This window comes from Mucilaginibacter lappiensis (assembly GCF_900155965.1).
GTDB lineage: Bacteria > Bacteroidota > Bacteroidia > Sphingobacteriales > Sphingobacteriaceae > Mucilaginibacter > Mucilaginibacter lappiensis.
The window spans coordinates 102,707-121,815 of the sequence record NZ_FTMG01000013.1; the positions used below are offsets into that span (position 1 = coordinate 102,707).

Consider the following 19,109-nt stretch of genomic DNA (forward strand, 5'->3'; position numbering starts at 1 on the left):
GACCCAGAAATATTGAAATCATGATCATACAAGATGGCATCAAAATTTATCCACATTTAGACTGGGAGTCTAAAATTTGGCTTAGCGAAGGAACAATGGTAGCAAAGGGTACAGCGTCAAACGGGATACAATACCGGGATAATGCTTTTAAACCATTAAAACCATGGAGAAGCGCTAACGAAACCGAACGGGAAATACTGCTTGGGCAGGAGGGGGAAGATGAGCCAGACCTGAACAGCGTTATCAATATTGTTAAACTGCCCGATCATGTAATTGAAGAACTGAAAGAATATAAGCTTCAAAACATCAACAGTAAATTCAAATTTAAACATTACAAGGCGCTTTACGGCGAAAAGCTGGACCAAAGCATCATTGGCCTTAATACTTATCTGAAAACATTGTTGATTGAAGGCCAGCCTGTACCGCCGCCATCATTCGCGTTTAATCAGCCTAACCTGGAAACGGTGACCGTATACCTTAAGTTTAACGCGCTGGGTGGCTTACACATTGATAATTTCGACGGATTTGATATTGGCCAAACCGAACATGCCGGCCGGAGGATGTGTATAAATCTGGGCGCCGAAGTAAGGCACTTACTGTTTATCAATCAGCCTATCAATACCATGATAGAATGGATGAAAACCAAAAAAACGGTAGTAAAGGAATACTCACAATGGAACCTTTATAACGACTTTATGCGGTACTTTAGCGAGTACCCGGTTGTAAAAATTCCTATTCAGCCTTACGAGGCCTATATAGCCCCTACAGAAAACATGATACATGAAGGCTGTACAGAAGGCACCACACATTACGATGTGAGCCTGTCATACCGGGGTGCTTTTAAAAACACTTGCCCCAAACCCGTGCTTAACAGCCACGCTTATTAATTATCCATATCACCTATGAAACAATTAGCGGTAGTACATCCTGAATTTGAAGTGGCTAACCCGGCCAGTAAATTCGCTGTGAGCTTTTTTGGGGAGCGCGTAAATTTTGTTCTGGATGATTGCTTTCCGGAAAAAGAGAATGTAGTACTGGGTGACCATGAAGTTTTGGTCAGAAAAAAAGGCTTTTCGCTCAACTATCGCGACCTGAATTTTATCATGAAGGCTTCGAGGCATTTTATCAGCGACAATTGCAAAACGGCTTATTTGCCCATCGGATCTGAGTTTGTGGGCGAAGTAGAACAAACCGGCCGCCTGGTTACCGGTCTGCAAAAAGGCGACCGCGTGATACCCAACTGGAATTATGAGGAAATACGCCTGCTTAAAAAGCGCAAACCAGGTTTAACTGCCGGTGTGGCCAGCAATTCTACTTCGAAAGAAAAAGAAATACTTCATTTCCGGAAGCTTTACAAGATTCCCGAAACCTTTCCGCTGGAAGTGGCTGCAGGATTTTCTATCGGCGCGCAAACCGGCATGAGCATGTTGCGCAAGGCTAAGCTTAACAGCAAATCAACGCTATTGGTTACCGGTGGTTCATCCAATACCTCGCTGTTTGTATTAAAAATGCTGCCCAACTTTAAGTATAAACATGTTTACGTACTCACCTCTTCTACAGAAAAGGCGCAGCAGCTGGAAAAACTAAATATTAAAAATGCCACTATCCTGGTAAATACCAAATCAAAGGATGAGGATATTGACCTGGCAATAGTTAAAATACTGCACAACAATGTAGATGCTATTATTGATCCGTTCTGTAATATCTATCTTAAAAAATTGTACTACCTGCTTAGGTTCAATGGCAGGTACGTTACCTGCGGAATTGAAAATAACACCTTATATAACACGCCTGGTACGGATACCGAGACCATGCAATTACCCGAGAATTTGCTTGTTCACTTTATCATGAACAACATCAGCTTTACCGGTAACTGCCTGGGTACTACCCGCGATCTGGACAAAGCGGTTGATCTTTATCTTAATGAGAAGCTGAGTTTAAGCAATTACCACAGCCTGTCATACAAAAATGCCTGTGAGTTTTTAGAGATGTCATATAACGACACCAACAGGTTAGGTAAGGTGGTATGTATGTACGAGTAAGTAGACAAAAATTAATTTATTGATCATGAGCTTTAAAGTTTTTCACAGCTCCCCGGTTCAGGGTTTGTCGGTTATTGAACCACGATTTTCATTAACGCATAAAAGGTTATGGGTTTACGCAACTAAATCCCCCATTATGTCAGCTCCCTTTTTAAGTAACCTTGGCGGCGATTTAACCTGCTATGTTGGTAAAGAGATTGTGGAAAACCGGTCTTTCATCCTGGAGCGTAACCCGGGGCTTTTTGATCAGCGGTATCTGAACAAAAAAGGGTCGATATATCTGCTCCCTGGCGATACTTTTATTGAAAACCAAACCACCTGGAAAGAAGAGCTGGTGAGCGAAGTGGCTGTGCCTGTTTTAGATGAGTTTAAAATAGATAACGTGAAGGATTTTCTTTTTTGGTTAAAAGAATTGAACTTATTAGACATCTACCTGATACCCGAAGACGGTTTACTATATGGATAGCCCTGATTTTGCTTATCAATGTGATTTTTTTTCTCTAAGGCTCCCCATTTTTAGCTTAAAAAAAATGGAGGAGTTTCGCATTGCCGAAGCAAATGGACAGGAAGAAATTTTCATCATAGATCTGCTCAACCACCATCATTTCAGAGACGGTATTTTGCTGGCCTCACCTACTGTTTACCACGAAATACGGAAGCTGGAGAATGGTGAGCTAAATGCTAAAAAAAAAGAGAAGCTATTAAAAACTCTTTATAAATATTTTGTCAGGTGCTGTATCCGCCCACTACCTTTCGGGCTGTTTGCAGGATATGCGGCAGGCACTATAACTGCAGGGGCAGCCAGCCTGGCTATCGATCAGGAGCAAAACTTAAGGCAACTAAGATTAGCAGGTAAGCCGGTTAAAATACTGATAAAACTAGTTGCAGATTTCCTGCTCAGGAATGGATATGAACAAACATCAGAGGCCGAAAAGCCGTATCGTCCTTTAATATTTAATTATTATCAATTACAGGGTTTTGAGGAAGACGTAAAGGATGAATACACACTTGGCCATTTACAAAAGCAGCTATTTGCCGTATTCTTAAAATCTGAAGATCCATTTATTGAACTGATCGATTTGATCAGCCGCTATCCAGATAACGAAAAACTAGCCGCATTTATTAAAGATATCCACCACCAGTTGCACTTGGATAAGCCTTTGATCCGGGTACATGAACATATCTCCACCCTATTCAGTGCTCATGATCCGGAGGCCTCGTCATCAGAATACCTACAGGCCGATCTGTTTGTACAAAATGCTGCTGATTTAAATATTCCTGACAAGGTAACAACCACGCTTTTAACCGAAATTGAGGAATTGAATGCTTTGGGACCGGCTTATATCAATGATGACCTGCTTCATTTCATTACAGAATTTACACACCATTATGGCGATGCTCAAATCCCTTTATTAACAGCGCTCAACCAGCAAAGCGGCATTATTTACCCATCTTCCAACACCGAAAGCTGTACCTTCAACGGTCATATTTCTCCCCTGTCCGTGCAAGAAAACACAGCGGGTAGAACGGATGTTTTAAAAAACTTACGACTTAAAAAGTTCGCCGAGGCAATGATCAACAACCAAAAAGAGGTTGAAATTACCGCCGATGATATTAACCGTTTTAAAAGCCACCAGTCGGCCGCGGTTAAAAACTTTTATTTGCAGGGAAATTTAGTTGCTTCCTCGCCGGACCAGCTCGATCAGGGATCATTTCATTTTTTTATCAAAAAGCAATCGGCCCCATCCGCATTGGCCTTGGTGAGTAAGTCGGCCTATGGTTTGCCCGGGCTGCGCGATCAACTATCCGCTTTTATTAACCAGGAGGATGCTTTAAATAGCGATGTTATACTTACCGAAATAGTATTTATCCCCGGCGATGCTATCGACAATTCTATTTACCGGCCAATCCTCCGGCGGTTTACCATTGATGTTCAATCAGGTGCCCTGGGTCAGTCCGAAGAAAACATCCATTTAACCGATCTGCTTATCTCGGTTAAAAACCAGGAGATCATTTTACATTCCAAAAAGTTAAACAAAAGGATCATTCCTATACTCACTTGTAATCATAATTTTTACAAAGGTCCGGCGGTATATCGTTTTTTGAGCGAACTGCAATATCAAAACCCCAAGCAGGTATTTGCCTGGTATTGGGGACATCTGTTAAGCGAGTCTTTTCTTCCCCGCATTACCTACAAACACCTGATACTTTCCAAGGCGCAATGGCATATCACTCAACAAGAGGTTAACTCTGTAACTGAACGACTTGCAGACCCTGTTAAGGCCTTGAAAGAATTACACTACCGGTTTAAATTTCCGCAGCTATTTACCATAGCTAATGATGATAAAGAAATGCTGATTGATATCCGGTCACAATTTTCTTGCACCCTTTTCCTGGAAGCGGTTACCGAAAATGGCATTACCATGATGGAGTATGTAGGCAATCCGGCATCAACCTTATTTAAAAATCAGGGCGATAGTTTTCATCACGAAATGATCATCCCGGTTTTGGATAAGCGCAATGCTCCAGCCTCAACAAACGATGAGTTAACAACCCAGCACTCCCCGGAACCCGATGAACATCCTGTCGAGCAAAATGAATGGATATATTATAAAATTTATGGACGGCCAGTAGTTCTCCAGCAAGCTCTGGAAACCATTTATCAGCTATTAACCCTCATGATCGATGAAGGCATCATTTCGCAGTGGTTCTTTATCCGGTATGATGATCCGTATTATCACCTGCGGTTAAGGATAAAAATGGCTTCGTATGCCGTGGCCAAATATGCCAATGTTATTGCTGAATTGAAAAACGCGTTAAAAAGCCAAATAGAAAGTCGCCAGATATGGACTATAGAGCCGGACACCTACATTCCAGAGATTGACCGCTATGGCACCGCGACCATGGAATATGGCGAGCAATTATTTTATCATGACAGTTGTGCCGCCATGCAATTGTTTAAAAGTGGTGTTACCATACCAGATAACTGGCTCATCGGCATACTTAACGTTGAAACCTTAATGAATGATTTTGATTTGGATATTGCCGGTAAAATTGAGTTGTTGTATCAAATGGAAATCGATTTTTTTAACCGTGCCGGCGGTTCCAAACAACTCCAGGTATCTTTTGATACTTTATACCGGGCGCACAAGCAAGGTATTGAAACCATGATCAACGGTGAAAATGAAGCGTATGGGGTATTTAAAGAAATATTTAAAACCCGCACCGAACAAAATAAGCTTACCCTCTCTGCCCTTCAACAAACCTGTAAAGAATATCCACACGATTATAAAACGCCTTCGCAAATTGTCAACAGCGTTATTCACATGGCACTTAACCGTTTCTTTTTGACTCAACAAAACAGGAATGAGCTGCTGATATATGGATTGTTACGCAGATACTATGTTTCCCTTATCTGCAAGATTCGCTACAAGACCAGGCAATTGACTAATCACATTGAAGCATAACCTCTCCTCAACTCGAGAAAATCACTCCTTTAATTTATTCGGCTAAAGCCATTTTCAATTTTATATTTTCCGCCCCATAAATGGGACGGCAATGAATTTTGGTTTTTATTAACAACTAAAATTTCAACGCATTGCCGTATAGCTTTAGCGAACAAACAAATTTCATTTCTTGTCGGAGTTTTTTATTCATTGCCGTTCGGCTTTAGCCAACGATTAGGTTCAGCTAATCAAAAAAGGCTTTAGCCAAATTTTACTCAGAAGGCATTTCAAATGCAATTCCGTTAGTTCCAAACTATGTCAACACTAAATTTCATTAAACCGTTCCATAAAATTATTGATCAGGAACTGCCAATGGCTCGAAGGGCAAAAACCAGGAGATGTGGCGATAGTAACATCAACAATTTGCGACCTAATGCTACTTAACTCGGCACAAATGGTTCTGATCTCTTCTTCCAGTTCCACATGGGTTATCATATTAACCGGGTTATCATTCTTGTAATTACCGTTGAACTGGTTCAAAAAGTAATCCAAATCGATATGTAGAAAGGTAGGATCTTCATTGATTTCCCCTATCAAGGATTTCATGTCATTTCCCCGGTAATAAAAGCCTTTGACCAGCTCATCATTTTTATCGGTGACTGATATAGAGATGCGATCTTTATCCAGATATGGAAAATCGTTAATATATGATTCTACCAGGTTCTGTTTGGTGGTACCATTGGGTGAAAGCTCTTTTCGCAGGTGAAAAATATTTACCCTATCCAGAAAGAAAATAAGCGGAGCGATAAATGATCCCAGGTTTATACTTCCTTCTCGGATAAAATCAGCAATACTTTCCGGATCATTAAAATTCACCTTTTTACTGTCAGTTACCTGAAAATATTCGCCTTGCTCTTTGTATAACAAGGGCGGCATCAGATCGGTATGATCATCCAGGTGAATGATATTGATTTTCTTCACCCCTGGATTGGCTTTCAAATACCTTAACCAAAATAAAAGTGACCAGGTATCTTCAAAACAAAGGTTATAACCATCCTTCGGCTCATGAAAGTCTGCCACATCTGCCAGTGATAACTTATGCTCTGAAAATCCGGCCAGGTTAACGTTCAGGTTTTGATCCAGGCCCAGGTAGCTTAGCCCGGGTCCTTGCAGTTGAAATTCGTTGCCTATCTGGGTCCATTTACAGTTAGTAAAATAGCGGTTCAGCTGTTGTTCAAAAGTGGCTTCTAACATGGTCATGGATATTTAGATTTATATATGAATAAGCTTATCTGCAGCTATAAACTATATTACATTCAAGATAATAATTTGGTGAGAGAAAACCATTTTATTTTATAATATTTATAATAAAATAAACAGCAAAAATATTTCTGTCACCCCATACCCAACCAGCATATATGCCAGTAACACCGCAGGAGTACAGCTTTAAGGAATATGTGATTCAACAGAACCAGGAAACTATACGGTTCTACATCCATACGCCCGGATTTTCTCCAGAAAAAAGCACATTTCTCTTTCTGCAAGGCTCCGGAGCTGTGCCCCTATGTATGGAAAATGATCAGGGGCACCGGTTAACGTTTTCGCTTCATAACAGGCCCGAGATTGTTCAGGATTTTAACTTCGTTATCATTTCAAAGGCGGGTTTCACTTTCAGTCGCCATCAGGATGCTGCCGCCCCTGCTGAGTATCATCAAAAAACCAGTTTGGCTTATCGGGTTTTTCAAGCCGATACGGTATTACGCTATCTACAATCAAACCAATTGATCAGCAATAAGCATATCCTGGTATGTGGCCACTCCGAAGGATCGGATGTTGCGGCTAAGCTAGCTACCGCCAATAAAGACATTAGCCATCTTGCATTTTTAAGCGGGGGCGGGGCATCGCAATTTTTGGAATACTTTCTTTACATCCGCAAGCGTATTACACGCGGAGAATTATCGTTCCGGGAAGGGCAACAGGAGATTGAGATACTCACTAAGCAATTTGAAGAGATGATGCAAAGCCCAACCTCTACCAACAAATTCTGGCAGGGACATACTTACTTGCGTTGGGCCACCTTTGCCGAATCTGCGCTAAGAAATCTCTTACACCTTAACATACCCATTTTTATGGCTATGGGCTCCCAAGATCCGGTGGTGCACCCGGAGACTTTCGATCTCATCATCAGCGAATTTCTGTTCAACAAAAAACAAAATCTACATCATCAAATTTACGAAGGTGCCGATCATGCATTTAAGGAGAAAAGTGATACCGGCCCCGGCATTGATCATATCCCCCAATTAATAACCGACATGGTTAACTGGTTCCATCAAACTTTAATAGCCTAATAATCCTGAACCGTACATGGCCGATTATCAATTTATCCCCGACCTTATATTGCGGATACCCCTACTTAGTTTTGAACGCTATTCGGCAGATAACATACAGGAGATTGTCGGCGACCCGCAGTTCCAATATGCTATTTACCTGGCCAATCCGGCATTACATCAGTTATTGCTCCATAAGCATTTTGATATCAGCACTTTTAACGATAAGGAATTATTAAGCATTCAAAAATATATCAACCGCACCTGCTTCCGGCCTACGCCATTTGGCTGCTTTGCTTCTTCAACGGTTGTTGACTGGGGCCAGGATGATCAAATCTTATTGAAAGATAAAACACATGACCACATTCACCTGCTTTTAGACCAGGAGATATCCTTACTATTGGCTAAAAAACTATTAAAAGATAATCCCTATCCCAGGCAATTATCTTTAAACCCAACTATTTATAGGTTAAAAAAGAGCTATCGGTTTGTAAAAACTACCCACCAGGAAGGAGTATCAGCGCTATTCTTTACCCTCGATTCCATTAAGGCAAATAAGTTCATTGATAGCATTGTTAAGCTATTTAAAAAGGGGCCACTACCCGAAGCACAACTGTTATCCATCATCACCGGGTGGGGTTTCCAGAACACGGAAGCGGCTGAGTTTTTAAACAGGCTGCTTACCAGTCAGATTTTAACCACACAGTTGGAGCCCAATCTATTGGGCGAAGATTATTTGTACCGGTTAATAAATACACCTTCTGCAACGGCCAATCCTCTTTTGCTTCAATTAAATACTCTATATAAAAAATTAAATGCGGCAAAACCATTTGCACAAGAGGTGTTACAGGAGTTTGACAACGAAATAAAACAGTTAACAGCCGACTGTATAAAAAAAAACAGTGTGAATTTTTATTCAAACCTCGAGCGAAAAAAGCTGAGTGGGAGTTTGAATATAAAGTACCAGGAACAGATTTCGACGGCCATAACAGCCTTGCGGATTTTAGTTCCCTATGCCTCACCACAAAATCTTAAAGATTTTATAACCGGGTTTAAAACCCGGTTCGAGGGGCAAAAAGTCCCCCTGCTCCTGGCCCTTGACCCGGATGCGGGCATCGCGTATGGAGGCGCTTCGGGTTCAGACAGGGGGCCGCTCCTGAGCCAGGTTAAATTTAATCCAACCGCTAAAAGCTCTCCGGTAATGGAATGGACGATGGTTCATCAGTTATTGCTTCAGCTTTGGACAAATAATACCAATCGGGAAGCTTACGCGTCTATTGAATTAAACCCATCACATTTAAGTAAGCTTGATAAGGCCACCTATCCATTACCACCATCCATGATGGTAATGTTCCGGGAGTTTGATGACCAGATCTTTATAGAAAATGCAGGAGGATGTTCGGGCACATCCATCATAGGTCGTTTTACTTTATTTAATGATGAGGTATTAGATTTAAGCACACAGATTGCCCAAATTGAAGAACAGGCCAATCCGGATGTGATTTTTGCCGATATCGGGATACTATCAGATACCCATACTGATAATATCAACCGGCGGTACCCGGTTTATCCATATGAAATCCCTATCAATTCCGTCCCGGTACAACTGGTATCGCACCAGATCGCACTATCTGATCTGTTGGTATCTGTTGTAAAGGATGAGGTGGTGCTGGAATCCGTTTCTTTGCAAAAAGTTATACAGCCCAGACTAAGTTCGGCTTATAATTACGTGCATAATCATTTAAGCATATTTAAGTTCCTGTGCGATCTTCAGTACCAGGGTATTCAAAATAATTTAACCTTCGATCTGGAATATTATTTCCCGGGCTTAAAATTTTATCCAAGAGTAAGCATGGGCAGTATTATCCTCAGTGCCGCCAAATGGTACTTAGCCACCAGCGATATCGATTATCTGAATAAAGCAACTAAAAAAGAGGGCTTAGATAAAATACTGGATATAAAACAGCAAATTAGCCTCCCCGATCTGATCTGTTTAACGCGGGCCGATCAGCAACTTGTTTTTAACCTCACCCAAAAACAAGAAGTATTGCTATTGTTAAACTGCATAGCCGGTGCAGAACAGGTTAAGTTGCAGGAATATTTTTTGCCCAACGCAGCACAATCTAAAGTAGTGATAGCGGGGAAACCGATGGTAAACCAGTTTATAACTTTTCTGTATAAAACCAATTCGGTTTACCCGGTAAAGTTTAGCCCACAACCTGCATCTAACAAAAAAATTAAACGGGAGTTTGCGCTGGGAAGCGAGTGGCTCTATTTTAAAATTTATTGCAGCCCTCAGATAGCCGACCATTTATTATCTGATCAGATTTTACCGCTCATGGTTGTTTTGGAAAAAAAAGAGGTCAGCTCCTGGTTTTTCATCCGCTACCAGGAATCGGGCTATCATTTACGGCTCCGGTTAAAAGTAAATCCAACTGATATTGGCCAGGTGATGATCAAATTGAACAATCAGTTAGCCATCAGCCTGCAAAGCCATGAGATTAAAAAACTACAAACCGACACTTATATCAGGGAAATAGAGCGATACGGCGCCGATATGATAACGCTTGTTGAAGATTTTTTTTACGCGAGTAGTAAGCTGGTGATTCACTTTATAAAAAATCGGGAGCCGGGTTACTCCAATCATAGCCTGGCGATCATGGACATTGATCAGTTAATGAGGCTATTTATGCCAACTGTAACCGATCAAATATCATTTTTACAATTAGTGGCAGATAATTTTCACCAGGAGTTTTCGGGTAATAAGGCTTTAAAAATTGATCTGGATATGAAATACCGGGAATTAAGAACCGAAATTCAATCGTTGTTAAATGATCCTCATTACTTTAAAAAACTCAAGCTTGGTAAATACCATCGGGAATTTTTACACCAGGCAGGCCAAATAGCTAACGTAGCTTCCCACTTCACAGCAGAACGCAGGCTTGCGCTGCTTGCTGATATGATCCACATGCACTTTAACCGCTTATTTACTGAAGATGAGCGGGAACAGGAGTATATTATTTACTACTGCATGTTAAAGTATAAGCTATCGGTAAAAGCCCGACTTTAAAAAATGTGGCATCAACGCTTTTTTAAAATACTCATATCCAGCTTCTTAAAAAACATATCGCGATAGGTTGCCCCTAATTGAAGTACCTTTTTGTTGGCCAAAAAAATCTGGTTGCCGTTTATAAATTTAATCTTATTGGTATTAACGATAAATGATTTATGGATGCGGCTAAAACTGCTTTCGGGAAGGTGTAATTCTATATCTTTCAGGGTTATATAAGCTTTATAGTCGGTATCGTTCAAGAAAATGCTAATAAAATTATTGCTGGCTTCTATGTAAACAATGCTTTCATGATCAATTTTTACTATTTTACCAAAATCACTTTTTATATAGAAAAAGCCTTGTTCCTGTTCACCAGTTTTTGAACTATCTTTCTCTGCCATGCTCCCCATCACTTTTTTAATACAGGTTAAAAACCTGGGGTACGAGATTGGTTTAAGCAAAAAATCGAGTGCATTTTTTTCAAAGGCTTCCACAGCATGGTTGGCATACCCGGTAACAAATATTATTTTAATTTGAGGGTCGAGCAGGGTTGATAATTCCAGGCCATTGAGCATGGGCATATCTATATCCAGAAAAAGAATATCAGGCTTGTTATTCCGTACAGCGGCCAAACCCTCCATGGGGCTATTGGATGTTCCTAATAAGGTCAGGTCAGGTGTATTAGCTATATAATCTTTAAGTAAATCAACAGCATGTGATTCATCGTCAATTATAAAGCACTTTATTGTGTTCATGTAAGTTTATGTTTAGGTCTATTGAGAATATGCCATCCCTGTTATTGATAGTTAAATCATATTGGCGTTTGTACTGATTTTCTAACCTGTTTTTCACGTTCACCAACCCTAGTTTGCTATTATTATGAGGCATAGAGTGAGTTCTTCCTATTTTATTGATGGTATAAAAGCTAAGACTGCCATTATCTAATCCAACATAAATTTGTACCGGAAAATCACGATCGGATAAGTTAGCGTATTTAAATATATTTTCAACAAAAGTGAGCAGCACCAGCGGAATTATTTTAATCCCTTCAAAATCGCCTTTTAATATTAACTCGATGCAAAGCTTATTATTAAATCGTATTTGATTGAGTTTGATCAGGTTTTCTATCGCTACTATTTCATCTTTTAAACTAACTGTTTCATTACTGCCGGTTGATTTAAATGAATAATGGGTTATCTCTGATAAAAGCATAATAACCTCTGCCGCTTCTTCCGAGCTTTTATATACCGTATTATAAATATAATTTAGGGTGTTAAATAACAGGTGCGGGTTAATTTGAGCCCTGAGTAAACTGTTGTGGGTAGCCAGGAGGTCTTTTTCAAGTAATATCTTCCGGCTCTCAGATTTCATCCGTTCATTTTCAAGCTGAAGTATTTTTCGTTTATTGTATACACTGTATAAAGCAAACCAATAACAGGTGCTCAGGCCAATAAAATATATGGCGCGCCATATGCTGGCTACAAAAAAGAGATAAGGAAGGTGAATTGATCTTAAAACTTTGATGTGGAACCAATTTTCCAACATGTAGTTTAAGCCGTAATTAAGCGCTAAATAAATAATTATCTCTAAAGGGAGTAAAATCAAAAATGAGACGAACCAATTATGTTTCTTTTCAGAAAAACTTTTGAGTAACACCATTGCATTATAATAAAACAATGCAATGTTAAGGGGATAGTGAACTATTTGGTCAATCAAAGGGATTGATCCCGAAGACAGTATTAATAATACCGAAAGTTCGTATACAATAAATGAGCTCCAAAAAACCAAGTGCCAAAAAACGTGAATACCATGGGTGTTATTCACCATGCGTTTAAAGTTGTTTACCATCCATTTAAATCTGTTTGCACAATAAATTTCATATTATTTACACTTTACTCTAAATTAAATAAAAAAAGCACCTATGAAAAAGTCCCAGACCTTAAAAGCAATCTTTGAAATTGAAACAGTTTTCAAATTTCAATCAGATTCCAAGACCCTACATCTAAACGTAACCCAAACCGAAACAACAACAACGTCGTCAACAGCCACGATAACATCTTTTCAAACTATTGGTTTCCATAAGGTACCCAATGGTTTAAGAATATAAGTTACTACCGATCAATGATTTATTAAACCGCTTAGAATAAAAGGAAAAGAACGATATATGGTTAATTCATACTAACTAATAATACAGCAATTAATGTTAATGAAGATCTGAACAGATTGATGGTTGTTAAAACTATCTGTCTGGTATCGGTTATTCATTGCTTGGGCTTATACAATATATTATTAAGTTAATTAAAGGGGTATTTAAATAATGGACCGCTTTTAATGCGTTGATATAAATATATATTTTTTATCACTAAATGCTAGCAGAAATTATTAAAAAAAGCTTACAGCTAACCTGCATTATTTAATGGGGCCAAAACAAATATATCAATCATAAATTGAAATTATAATTTACAGATTAATATCTCCATAAATTATAAGAAATTATTGTATCTAAGAAAAAATAAGATAGAGCTAAAAGTTTTATTTAAATAAATATCAGCCGTTAATTTTAGCAATTATTAATTATTTGATATCATAATACTTGGATTATGAATAATTCTTGTCAACTATCTGTTATTATTGTTGAAAATGACCAGACAGATGCGTCTACGTTAAAACAGTATATTTCCCGTATCCCGTTCCTTCATCTGTTGACGATTTGCCGAACAGCTATTGAGGCATTGGATATGATTTATATCAAAAAACCGGATATTATTATAGTTGATGTAAACCTTCCGATGATGTCAGGCCTGGAACTGATCAGCGGGTTAACATCGCAAAAGCCCCAGATTATCCTTACCTCTGCTCACCAGCAATATGCCTTTAACGGTTTTGAACTCGATGTAACCGACTTTTTGCTAAAGCCGTTTGATTTTCAACGTTTCATTAAAGCCATATGTAAAGTTAAACAAAGGCACTATAATTTAAACAGCGAAATAAATGTGAAGGAACTGATGCCTAAACGTGATAATCTGCTCGAGGACCTCAATACCAGAGCAACAGCAACTACAACGAAGAGTTTATCAAAGGAAGAACGCTTTATATGGGTTAAGGTTGACAAGAAAATGATGAACCTGAATACCTCCGAAATTGTATACGTTGAAGGGTTGAGGGATTATGTAAAAATACATCTGGCTAAAATTAACTACGTAGTTAACTTAACCATGACCAAAACCCAAGAGCTCCTGGGTAACAGTAGCTTTATAAGGGTAAACAGATCTTTTATCATTAATAAATCTTTTATCATTTGTGTTAAAGGCAATACCATCGAAACCAGCCTGAATAATTCTTTACCTATAGGGGTAAACTATAAAGATGCTGTGAAACAGTTGCTGTTTAACTAAACTTCTCCCGTTTTTATCGCCTACATGGAGAAATAAGCGGAGAAGATTTACTACGCCCCAATCAAAACCTACTTTATAAAAGATGCCCCTGGTACTTTGTACCAGGGGCACTTCTGTTTTAATAATCTTATTTAGGCCTATTTCTTTTAGGGTATCAGTTATTTTATGTGTAACTCTATCTAAATAGGAAATTCTTCAGATAAATTTCCTTCTGGTCATTAAGTAGAGAAAAGCTATTGATTCAAACCATTCTTAACGCGGTCACCTTCTTCAGTGGCTTTGGGTTCATTTTTCAGGTTACCGTTAATGGATTGGTTTCCGAACGAATAGGTAAGCCTGAAATTAAAGTATCGGGTATTGGTAAATTGCGATAAGGAGTTATGCAGGTTTAAATAGTTTACCGTTAAAACATCTTTACGGCCGCGATAAACATCGTAATAGTTCACATCTATAGTAAGCTTCTTTTTCAGTAGCTCCTTTTTTAACCCAAAATCAAGCGAACTGAGGGCATTAACCTGGTAAAAGTTAAATACCGATGGTGAGGTATAAAAGAAAGCCGTGTTAAAATAAAAACCCGGACTAATAGTAAACGTGCTCACAAAGTTATTGGTAAAGTTTATTTTATTACGTGTAAATGCCCCACCGGCCAGCTGCGATTCATAATGATCATGCAATACGGTGCTGGAGTTTTCGAGGGTCCACCAGTTGGCCACTTTTAACGGAAAATTCAGATCGAATGAAATGTTTCTTTTTTTATCCAGGTTAAGCGGCGAGTAGGTTAAAATATTGGTTTCAGAATTTAAAACCGGTAATTGCGTAATAATGTTTTTCTGGGTTCGGTAGCTCAATGACATATTAACGGAATGAATGGAGTACTCTACTTTAAAATTATTGTAAGTACTTGGATTTAAAAATGGATTACCGCTTACATAGGTATAGGGGTCAATAATAAATACAAAGGGGTTCAGGTCGCGATAGCTGGGCCGGCTTATTTTTTTGGCATATGAAAGGGTGAGAGTTTGGCCTGAGCCCCATTTTTTATACAACTGAGCACCCGGCAAAACATTGGTATAGTTTTTTGTAAAGCTTTGCGACGCTATAGCGGCGATACCTGTTGAGCGCGTATCCTCTATCCTGGTGCCAACCTCCAGCGTGGCAAAACCAAAGTCATAATCTAAATTAAAGTAGTAGGCGTAAATTTTTTCTTCGTACTTAAAGTTGTTGGTTTGGCCTGCGGCATTAATAACTGCATTATTTTTTACAGAGTCGCTTACCAGGCCATCTTTGGTTGTACTGTTATTAAATTTACCACCTATTTGCAGGGTAATGGCCTTTGAAAACGCCGTTTGAAAATCGGCATTAATGTTAAAAAGATCAATGGTAGATTTGGCATCATTGATGATCCCTGATGTGTTGGTGGGCGTATTTACATTGGAACTGATGGTATTTTGATTCTGGGTAAGGTCATAACTCCCCAGGTTTGACTCTAAGCTGAATTTGGTGCCTTTTTTATGAAAAGCATGTTCATAATTAACCGTATAGGTAGCGTTTGTAGCGTCGGTTTTGGTTAAGCCCGTGGTATTAATCAGGCTAACCAGTTGGCTATCATCTGCAGTGTTACCCAAAAATGTTTTTGAAACGCTATTGGGCTCCTGGCTAATTTTAGTATTAGTGCCCCTGTAATATACACCAAAGGTATTGGCTGTATCTATATAGTACTCCAGGCCCGCATTATAATACAGCAACGTGGGTTTATTTTTGATGAACGATTTGGTGTTGAGCAAATAGTTCTGCCCATCCTGTTCATAATAACGGTTACCGGTAATGTCCGTAAAAGCAGGGGTCCATATCCTCCCGGCCGATGCGGTGATGGTGTATTTTTTCTGCTTAAAGCTAAAGTCGCCGCCAAAGTTAAACTGGTTGTACTTGTTACGGGCATATTCTGTGTACAGCGATGTGTTATAGCCGGTTTCTTTCACTTTGTTTTTCAGCACAATATTGATGATCGCTTTTCTATCCCCCTCATATGAGGAGTTAGGGTTGCTGATGATCTCAATTTTTTCAATGTTATCATACGGGATAGATTTTAACTCCTCCATGCTTAAAGGTGTTCTGCGGCCGTTCAATAAAATATCGGGCTCCACATTACCGTTTATTTTGAACGATCCGTTGAGCAAAGCCACTCCCGGCGCTTTTTGCAAAACATCAAACGCTGTATTTGACGACGCGAAGATCTTGCTTTGGGCATTGATCTCCATTTTTCCGGGCTTATTGGAAACCAGCTGCTTTTCGGCCTTTACCTGTACCTCACCCAATTGATTTAAATTAGGGATAAGTTTTAATATACCTATATTATATACCGGTGTGGCGCCTGTAAGCTCAATGCCGGCCTTATCCAGCATTTTATAGCCCAGGTAGGATACATTAATGCTGTATATCCCTTTCTTAAGGCCTTTAATGGTGAATTTACCGGCCGAATCTGTTTGGAGTGATTTTATATTATTAGGATCTTCGGTGCTAATCAGTTTTACGGTTGCCAGTTCAACGGGGGTGTTATTAGAGTTATCAACAACGGAGCCGGTTAATGTTAAATTACCCTGGGCTTTCAGGGTTAGCGAAGTAAACTCAAATAGTGCAATAAATAATAAGGTGAGCAACCTGATTAGCCGTTTGTTCATAAGTAGCTTTGTTATGATATTCTAAACTTTTTTGTAAAGTCTCATTTCTTCCTAATTTAGTTTAAAGAAAACCGACCGTTTAATTTTTTCGATGAACTAAGCCATAGTTTCGATATATCTCCTATTTGTTTATGACGAGTTTAATCGGAAATTAAGAACGGCCGAATGTTAAAATAGATGGATAGTTAATCAGGCAATAATTGATAAGCTCAATGCTGCCATTTCCAATACTTACACCGTTGCTTAAAGAATAATCAGTTGCGGGCAGCCATTTACCCAAACGGCGCACCCCGGTAAAAGCCCGGACTCGTGTGATTCCTTCCCTTGGGAAGAGAGGGGTAAATAAAAAATCCCTGAGCTTGTCGAAGAGTAGCGTGCAGAGGCCTGCTCACCATGCTTCGACAAGCTCAGCATGACACCTACCAAAAAACGTTGAGCTTATGGTTGCTGTTATCACCTCATCACTCCAAGAGCTTGCAGCTAATAAGCATACTCTTCAACAATACCCAAAGCTTTGGGCAAAGCGGTTTCTTTGGTTTCGGCTCTAAAATGTCCTTCTACCCTGAAAACGGTTATATCCGTAAGACCAATTAAACCAAGGGCAGTTCTCAGGTACGATTCTGTAAAATCATAGCTTTTCAAGGGTCCTTCAGAAAATACCCCGCCTGAGGCGATAGCCAGGTAAACTTTTTTGTTTTTTACCAGCCCTTCCGGTAAACCACCTTCTTGATAAATAAAAGTAACACCACCTCTAACAATGTGGTCTATCCATGATTTTAATGTGGATGGGATACCAAAATTGTACATCGGCACACCAATTACAATATTGTCGGCATCCATCAATTCGCTTATCGCCTCATCGGAGTTTTTGATGGCCTCGCGGTGCTCGGCCGTACGCGCTTCATCGGGCGTATAAAACGCGGTAAAATGTGATTCTTCCAAATGCGGAAATGGATTTTTAGTCAGATCACGTGTTTGTACGGTACTACCGGGATAAGCCGAAGATAGTTTCTCCAATATAGCTCCGGATAGTTTGTTACTGAAGGACTCCTTCCCTTTAACACTCGAAATGATATTTAGTATCTTTTTCATTATTTTTATTTTTTATTTGGTCAAAGGTATTTACTATAGATATACAAAAGATAGTACTATACTAAAGGATACTAGTATCCTTTAGTATAGTAACATACATATCAATGCATAGGAAATCAGGAGGAAATGGTTTAGCCGCCATTTAAAACGGCTTACTGCCAACTAATTTTTTTGGCAGATAGGCATTTATGCGCTATTTTTATTACTCAGTTTATGATCAATCATTTAACAAAAAACGGAATATCCTACTGCATCAGGCAAGTAGATGAAAACGACGCGGAACAGCTCATTGCATATTCAAAAAATGTATTCGCCTCAACCAATCAGTTACTTACTACACCCGAGGAATATAATATCTCTGTAGCCGACGAAAAAGTATGGATCAATAATATCCGTAAAAGCAAAAATTCAGAATTATTAATTGCCACACTGGATCATCAGGTAATAGGGTTCCTGTTTTTTATAGGGCAGCAAAAAGCCAAGAATGCCCATGTTGGCGAATTGGGCATTAATGTTCATCCCGGCTACCAGGCCATGGGTATAGGTCGTGCGTTGATGGAAACCCTGATAAAATGGGTTAACAATCATAACGTGATTGAAAAAATTGTACTCGAGGTATTTGCAACAAACCATAACGCTATTAAATTATATTATTCCCTGGGCTTTAAGGAAGAAGGAAGATTTGTTAAAGCCATTAAACAAAAAAACGGGGAATATGTAGATGTTATTCAAATGTATTTATTTGGTGCGAAAGGCTGAAAATATGCTTTCCACGAGTTGAAAATCCGCAGGAGTAAAAGAAAAATAATATCGAATAACGAATTTTGAATATCGAACGCCGAGCCTTAACTTCATTATTTAACATTCGACATTCAGTGTTCGATATTTGAAAAACTGGAGCTTTCACCCTGTTGAAGGGTAGAGCGGGGAGGCCTGCCCACCACGCTCTGACGGAACCCGGCATGACATCCGACCAAAGCCAAAGCCTGTGCAATTTCTTCCCTCGGGAAGGGTAGGAAGGGGTTTCATCGCTTGATAATTTTGCCGCTTGTATAAACCCCTCCCTGCCACTACACA

The 19,109-nt window shown here is 39.4% G+C and carries 14 protein-coding genes; 9 read left to right on the forward strand and 5 right to left on the reverse strand.

Translation table 11 applies throughout. The features are described from left to right. The first annotated feature begins 20 nt into the window (after positions 1 to 20). The 4 genes from BW976_RS21260 (at position 21) to BW976_RS21275 (ending at position 5,509) form a co-directional block, all read left to right on the forward strand. Complete coding sequence (locus BW976_RS21260; RefSeq protein WP_076376254.1) at positions 21 to 887, forward strand: hypothetical protein; 867 nt, start codon at positions 21 to 23, stop codon at positions 885 to 887. Positions 888 to 902: 15 nt separating this feature from the next. Beyond that, complete coding sequence (locus tag BW976_RS21265) at positions 903 to 2,042, forward strand: MDR/zinc-dependent alcohol dehydrogenase-like family protein (protein ID WP_076376256.1); 1,140 nt, start codon at positions 903 to 905, stop codon at positions 2,040 to 2,042. 136 nt (positions 2,043 to 2,178) lie between these two features. Then, on the forward strand, positions 2,179 to 2,508 hold the full coding sequence (locus tag BW976_RS21270) for a hypothetical protein (protein ID WP_139332374.1): 330 nt from the start codon (positions 2,179 to 2,181) through the stop codon (positions 2,506 to 2,508). Between the two features lie 64 nt (positions 2,509 to 2,572). After that, positions 2,573 to 5,509: a lantibiotic dehydratase gene (locus tag BW976_RS21275; RefSeq protein WP_175614154.1), complete on the forward strand. Its 2,937-nt coding sequence runs from the start codon at positions 2,573 to 2,575 to the stop codon at positions 5,507 to 5,509. Between the two features lie 303 nt (positions 5,510 to 5,812). On the opposite strand, the gene BW976_RS21280 is transcribed toward BW976_RS21275, so the two are convergent. Next, positions 5,813 to 6,748, reverse strand: coding sequence for a hypothetical protein (locus BW976_RS21280; RefSeq protein ID WP_076376262.1), 936 nt, complete (start codon positions 6,746 to 6,748; stop codon positions 5,813 to 5,815). A gap of 158 nt (positions 6,749 to 6,906) precedes the next feature. On the opposite strand from BW976_RS21280, the gene BW976_RS21285 reads away from it, so the two are divergent. Together BW976_RS21285 and BW976_RS21290 are read left to right on the forward strand one after the other, a co-directional pair. Beyond that, positions 6,907 to 7,836, forward strand: coding sequence for a dienelactone hydrolase family protein (locus tag BW976_RS21285; protein WP_076376264.1), 930 nt, complete (start codon positions 6,907 to 6,909; stop codon positions 7,834 to 7,836). Positions 7,837 to 7,852: 16 nt separating this feature from the next. Beyond that, positions 7,853 to 10,885, forward strand: coding sequence for a lantibiotic dehydratase (locus BW976_RS21290; protein ID WP_076376266.1), 3,033 nt, complete (start codon positions 7,853 to 7,855; stop codon positions 10,883 to 10,885). An 11-nt stretch (positions 10,886 to 10,896) separates the two neighbouring features. On the opposite strand, the gene BW976_RS21295 is transcribed toward BW976_RS21290, so the two are convergent. After that, the gene (locus tag BW976_RS21295) at positions 10,897 to 11,622 is read right to left on the reverse strand and encodes a LytR/AlgR family response regulator transcription factor (protein WP_076376268.1); all 726 of its coding nucleotides are present in this window, start codon (positions 11,620 to 11,622) and stop codon (positions 10,897 to 10,899) included. Further along, positions 11,594 to 12,238: a sensor histidine kinase gene (locus BW976_RS29520; protein WP_175614155.1), complete on the reverse strand. Its 645-nt coding sequence runs from the start codon at positions 12,236 to 12,238 to the stop codon at positions 11,594 to 11,596. The genes BW976_RS21295 and BW976_RS29520 overlap by 29 nt, the downstream gene beginning before the upstream one ends. 550 nt (positions 12,239 to 12,788) lie before the next feature. Between BW976_RS29520 and BW976_RS29115 the strand changes: the two genes are divergently transcribed. Together BW976_RS29115 and BW976_RS21305 are read left to right on the forward strand one after the other, a co-directional pair. Then, positions 12,789 to 12,974, forward strand: coding sequence for a hypothetical protein (locus tag BW976_RS29115; RefSeq protein WP_139332375.1), 186 nt, complete (start codon positions 12,789 to 12,791; stop codon positions 12,972 to 12,974). 493 nt (positions 12,975 to 13,467) lie between these two features. After that, the gene (locus BW976_RS21305) at positions 13,468 to 14,262 is read left to right on the forward strand and encodes a LytR/AlgR family response regulator transcription factor (protein WP_076376272.1); all 795 of its coding nucleotides are present in this window, start codon (positions 13,468 to 13,470) and stop codon (positions 14,260 to 14,262) included. 233 nt (positions 14,263 to 14,495) lie between these two features. On the opposite strand, the gene BW976_RS21310 is transcribed toward BW976_RS21305, so the two are convergent. Beyond that, positions 14,496 to 16,940 (reverse strand): TonB-dependent receptor, encoded by a 2,445-nt coding sequence (locus BW976_RS21310; protein WP_076376274.1) that lies wholly within the window; start codon positions 16,938 to 16,940, stop codon positions 14,496 to 14,498. 480 nt (positions 16,941 to 17,420) lie between these two features. Next, the gene (locus BW976_RS21315; RefSeq protein WP_076376276.1) at positions 17,421 to 18,032 is read right to left on the reverse strand and encodes an FMN-dependent NADH-azoreductase; all 612 of its coding nucleotides are present in this window, start codon (positions 18,030 to 18,032) and stop codon (positions 17,421 to 17,423) included. A gap of 213 nt (positions 18,033 to 18,245) precedes the next feature. On the opposite strand from BW976_RS21315, the gene BW976_RS21320 reads away from it, so the two are divergent. After that, the gene (locus BW976_RS21320) at positions 18,246 to 18,791 is read left to right on the forward strand and encodes a GNAT family N-acetyltransferase (protein WP_076376278.1); all 546 of its coding nucleotides are present in this window, start codon (positions 18,246 to 18,248) and stop codon (positions 18,789 to 18,791) included. The last annotated feature ends 318 nt before the right edge of the window (positions 18,792 to 19,109 follow it).